Below are 1,721 nucleotides of genomic sequence, written 5' to 3'. Positions count from 1 at the left end.
TACCAAGGTTACGATTTCCTGTTTCTGAACCAGTAGGAGACATAATTAATAACTCTCCAAATTTATTAGTTTCTATCCGTAAATCTCGATTAATTTGACAGAATTCAAAAAACTGTTCATCTGTCATTTGTAAATTTGGAGGCATTTGTAAAATAATCGGATCATCAAGCATAATTTTTCCCTCCTAAAAATAATTAAGGATTAAGAATCCTGGTTAAAATCTTAATCCTCAATTAAATTACAACGTAAGCATTTCCTGCGGACTGCTTCGCAAACAGCTATTAGCGCTTCAGCGGTCAGCAATAAAAATCAAATAAGCTATTATTGTCAGTATTCAGCTCTTAGTTTTTTAATGAATAAAGCAAGCATTCGTTTAACTTCTATTACATTTTTAATCCGATAATGAACCACAAGAAGGATAAGTTTTAGTTCAATTCATACAATTCTATGGCGGGAAATGTAGATGTTTCTCAAGAGTTGATACCTGACTGCTGAATGCTGAATGCTTACATGATAACTTTACTTATTTGGTTGAGGGGTCATCCGCAAATATGACTTAACTTCTGTGTAACCTTTGGGGAATTTTTGTTTTAATTCTTCAGGGTCTTTTAAAGAAGGAACAATTACACAATCATCACCATCTTTCCAGTTTACAGGAGTAGCAACTTGATAATTATCTGTTAGTTGCAAAGAATCAATTACTCTGAGAATTTCCTCAAAATTACGACCTGTACTAGCGGGATAAGTAATAGAAAGACGGAGTTTCTTTTCGGGGTCAATAATAAAAACAGTACGAATTGTGAGATTATTTAAAGAATTAGGATGAATCATATCGTACAAATCAGAAACCTTTTTATCCACATCTGCCAGAATAGGATAATTAACAGTTGTACTCTGGGTTTCATTAATATCTCCAATCCAACCCTTATGAGATTCTGCATCATCCACACTTAGGGCTAAAACCTTAGCACCTCTTTTGTCAAATTCTGGTTTGAGTTTGGCAACTGTACCTAGCTCTGTTGTGCAAACTGGCGTGTAATCAGCAGGATGGGAAAATAGCACTACCCAGCTATCTCCAGCCCACTCATAAAAGTTGATTTCCCCTTCAGAAGAATTTTGGGTAAAGTTGGGTACCGTGTCACCTAATCTAAGGGCCATAGCTTAACTTCCTATATTGTTTATAGTGAACAATTCTCTATGTTTTCATCCTATAATCATTTAAGCTTTTAACTTTATATAATCTTAAAAATTAGATTAAATTTAAAGTTATGTCATATGTTATGAATTAGTAACCATTGTGATGAATTATTAACCATGTTTCAATTTATTTATTTTGTAATTCATGCCATACAACCATTTTTGGTTCCTCTGTGTTTTGTCTTTGCTTGGGGATTGATAATTTTAACGTTCTGGAGTATAATTGGTGCCCTACTTGATTCAGTGCGTAGAGCGAAACAGATGCACGAAATTCCCTGTGCTAATTGTCTATTTTTTACTGGAGATTATCATCTCAAATGTCCTGTACAACCTAAAGTTGCTCTTTCAGAAAAAGCAATTAATTGTATTGACTATAGACCTAAATCTGTGAGTTGGTACGACCGGATTAATTCCTATTGAAGAAGTAAGAAGTAAGAAGTAAGAAGCAAGAAGGGGTAAATATTGAAAGAAAGGGAAAAACGATAGAGATAACTATCTCAAATCAATTATAACTGCTATTTTTA

The 1,721-nt window shown here is 33.6% G+C and carries 2 protein-coding genes and 1 pseudogene; 1 reads left to right on the top strand and 2 read right to left on the bottom strand.

Annotated features, from left to right (window positions below):
* Both F6K27_RS20805 and F6K27_RS20800 read right to left on the bottom strand, forming a co-directional pair.
* Positions 1-172 (bottom strand): annotated as a pseudogene (locus F6K27_RS20805) (Uma2 family endonuclease); the annotation flags it as partial.
* Positions 173-519: 347 nt separating this feature from the next.
* Positions 520-1,158: a peroxiredoxin gene (locus tag F6K27_RS20800; RefSeq protein WP_124147296.1), complete on the bottom strand. Its 639-nt coding sequence runs from the start codon at positions 1,156-1,158 to the stop codon at positions 520-522.
* Positions 1,159-1,314: 156 nt separating this feature from the next.
* On the opposite strand from F6K27_RS20800, the gene F6K27_RS20795 reads away from it, so the two are divergent.
* Positions 1,315-1,617: a hypothetical protein gene (locus F6K27_RS20795; RefSeq protein WP_287275076.1), complete on the top strand. Its 303-nt coding sequence runs from the start codon at positions 1,315-1,317 to the stop codon at positions 1,615-1,617.
* Positions 1,618-1,721 lie beyond the last annotated feature (104 nt).

It is taken from the genome of Okeania sp. SIO2F5, from assembly GCF_010692685.1.
Taxonomy (GTDB): Bacteria; Cyanobacteriota; Cyanobacteriia; order Cyanobacteriales; family Microcoleaceae; genus Okeania; species Okeania hirsuta.
This window is presented reverse-complemented; position numbering and strand designations above follow the sequence as displayed.

Bases quoted from the DNA above. Each gene is read 5' to 3' on its own strand.
- F6K27_RS20795 (WP_287275076.1), top strand. From the start codon at position 1,315: ATGTTTCAATTTATTTATTTTGTAATTCATGCCATACAACCATTTTTG.
- F6K27_RS20800 (WP_124147296.1), bottom strand. From the start codon at position 1,158: ATGGCCCTTAGATTAGGTGACACGGTACCCAACTTTACCCAAAATTCT.